Annotated in this window: 3 protein-coding genes; all 3 read left to right on the plus strand. The window is 75.3% G+C overall.

Features of this window, described 5'->3' with window-relative positions; all coding sequences use genetic code 11:
• The first annotated feature begins 183 nt into the window (after positions 1-183).
• Positions 184-1,311, plus strand: a complete 1,128-nt coding sequence (locus tag ACFV2S_RS37855) for an ArsA-related P-loop ATPase (protein WP_385570877.1) — start codon at positions 184-186, stop codon at positions 1,309-1,311.
• A gap of 44 nt (positions 1,312-1,355) precedes the next feature.
• On the plus strand, positions 1,356-1,868 hold the full coding sequence (locus tag ACFV2S_RS37860; protein WP_385570879.1) for a DUF5304 domain-containing protein: 513 nt from the start codon (positions 1,356-1,358) through the stop codon (positions 1,866-1,868).
• Between the two features lie 66 nt (positions 1,869-1,934).
• On the plus strand, positions 1,935-2,876 hold the full coding sequence (locus tag ACFV2S_RS37865; RefSeq protein WP_189802224.1) for an ROK family glucokinase: 942 nt from the start codon (positions 1,935-1,937) through the stop codon (positions 2,874-2,876).
• The last annotated feature ends 48 nt before the right edge of the window (positions 2,877-2,924 follow it).

Raw genomic sequence — 2,924 nt, forward strand, 5'->3', positions numbered from 1 at the left:
GTCCCGTGTGCCCACCCTCCCCCAAGCTCTCGGCTTCGCTCGAGCAGGGGGGACCCCCATCGCCCCAGCGGGACGATTGCCCACACGGGCGCGGGTGAACGCCCACACGGGCAGCGGGCGAAGGCCCGCGCGGGCAGCGGGTGGCGGGCGGCCGTGATGTGGTGACCGGTAACGTTTCGGCGCATGGGGATCATGCTTGTCACCGGACCCGGGGGTGCCGGCCGCACCACCCTCGCCGCCGCCACCGCCCTCACCGAGGCGAGGGCCGGCCGCAGGGTCCTGCTCGTCTCCGAGGACGAGGCGACCGTGAGCGACGGGAACCTCCGGGTCCTGCGTCCTCGGCCCGGGCGCGACTTCCGGCGGGAGTTCCTCGACCTGCAGGCCCGTTCCTCCGCCGCCCTCGACCTCCTCGGCGCCGCCCCCTTCGAGGAGGCCGAGCTCACCGAGCTCCCCGGGAGCCGTCCCTTCGCCCTGCTGCGGGCCCTGCGCGACGCCGCCACCGGTGACCACGACCTCGCCGTCGTCGATCTGCCCCCGCTGCCCGAGGCCCTCGCCCTGCTCGCCCTCCCCGCGCAGCTGCGCCGCTATCTGCGCCGCCTGCTGCCCCAGGAGCGCCAGGCCGCCCGCGCCCTGCGCCCGATGCTGGCGCAGCTCGCCGGCGTACCGATGCCCGCGCAGTGGCTGTACGAGACCACCGCCCGCTGGGAGGCCGAGCTCGCCGCCGTCCAGGCCGTGGTCGAGGACCCCTCCACCACCGTCCGGCTCGTCCTCGAACCGGGGCCGGCCGCCGCCCGCGCCCTGCGCGACGCCCGGCTCGGCCTCGCCGTCCAGCGCCTCTCCCTCGACGCCGTCGTCGCCAACCGGATCCTGCCGGCCGGCTCCGGCGACCCCTGGCTCGCCGGGCTCGCCGCCGACCAGCGCGAGCACCTCGCGGAGCTCCGTACCGCCGCCACCGGCGCCTTGTACGAGGTGCCGCACCTCGGCCGTGCCCCGCGCGGGGCCGAGGACCTGGCCCTCCTCGCGCCGGTCCGGGCCGGAGAGCCGGTCCCCGTGCCGGAATGGGCCGTGGAGGACCGGCGGGAACAGGACGGCGTCCTCGTCTGGCACATCCCGCTGCCCGGGGCCGTCAAGGAGGAGCTGGCCCTCGTCCGCCGGGGCGACGAACTGCTCCTGACGGTCGGCGCGTTCCGGCGCGGCGTCCCGCTGCCGGGTGCCCTGCGCCGCTGCACCGTCACCGGCGCCGGGCTCGTCGACGGGGACCTCAGGGTGCGCTTCACGCCGGACCCCGGGCTCTGGCCCCGCACCCCCTGAGGCGGCGTGTACCGTCGAAGTACGCAGCCACTGAGGAGTACGCCATGAGCGATTCGGACGCCTGGGCCAAGGCCTGTGCCGAGGACCTGGAGGCGGAGAAGGCCCGCCGCCGGGCGCAGCGCGGCGCCGAGCCGGGCTCGCCCGCGGAGGAGTTCCGCAAGCTCTTCGAGGCCGTGGCCGACAAGGTCTCCGGCGGCCTCGGGAACCCGCTCCTCGGCGGCCAGGCCGCGCAGACCGTGCAGCAGATCGTCAACCAGGCGAAGGCCGTCGTCGAGCCCGTCATCGAGCGCAACCCGCAGGTCTTCGACCACCTCGCCGCCGCCGGCGGCGAACTGCTCGCCGCGTACCGCTCGGCCGTCGAGGGGCACGAGAGCCGCTGGACGCGCGGCGGCGCGGGCGGCGCCGTCCCCGACGCGGACGACCCGCGCCGGGACGCCGACGCACCGCGGGGGGACGCCCACGAGGGCGACCACAAGGACGACGGCAAGGACGACCACGAGGACGACCACAAGGACGACGAAGGGCCTGGAACCGGCCAGCACATCGACCTCGACTGACCGGTGGGCCACCTCCCCTCGGGTACGGTGGGCCTTAGCGGGGCTCGACCGAAAACTGAGGGACACATGGGACTCACCATCGGCGTCGACATCGGCGGCACGAAGATCGCGGCCGGCGTGGTCGACGAGGAGGGCAACATCCTCGACACCCACACCGTGCCCACCCCGCCGACCCCCGAGGGCATCGTCGACGCCATCTGCGCCGCGGTCTCCGAGGCCGGCAAGGGGTACCAGATCGAGGCCGTCGGCATCGGAGCCGCGGGCTACGTCGACGACAAGCGCGCCACCGTCCTCTTCGCGCCGAACATCGACTGGCGGCACGAGCCGCTCAAGGACAAGGTCGAGCAGCGGGTCGGCCTGCCCGTCGTCGTCGAGAACGACGCCAACGCGGCGGCCTGGGGCGAGTACCGCTTCGGTGCGGGCCAGGGCCACGAGGACGTCATCTGCATCACCCTCGGCACCGGCCTCGGCGGCGGCATCATCATCGGCAACAAGCTGCGCCGCGGACGCTTCGGCGTGGCCGCCGAGTTCGGCCACATCCGGGTCGTGCCGGACGGCCTGCTGTGCGGCTGCGGCAGCCAGGGCTGCTGGGAGCAGTACGCCTCCGGGCGCGCGCTCGTCCGCTACGCCAAGCAGCGCGCCAACGCCACCCCGGAGCGCGCGGAGATCCTCCTGGGCCTCGGCGACGGCACCCCGGAGGGGATCGAGGGCAAGCACGTCAGCCAGGCCGCCCGCGCCGGCGACCCGGTCGCCATCGACTCCTTCCGCGAGCTGGCCCGCTGGGCGGGCGCCGGCCTGGCCGACCTGGCCTCGCTCTTCGACCCCTCGGCGTTCATCGTCGGCGGCGGCGTCTCGGACGAGGGCGACCTCGTCCTCGACCCGATCCGCAAGTCCTTCCGGCGCTGGCTGATCGGCGGCCAGTGGCGTCCGCACGCGCAGGTCCTCGCCGCCCAGCTCGGCAACAAGGCCGGCCTGGTCGGCGCCGCGGACCTCGCCCGCCAGGGCTGAGTTCCGTACCGGTCATACGACGACCGCCCGCCGCGTCCTCTCGGACGC

The organism is Streptomyces sp. NPDC059695, from assembly GCF_042733785.1.
Classification (GTDB): Bacteria; Actinomycetota; Actinomycetes; order Streptomycetales; family Streptomycetaceae; genus Streptomyces.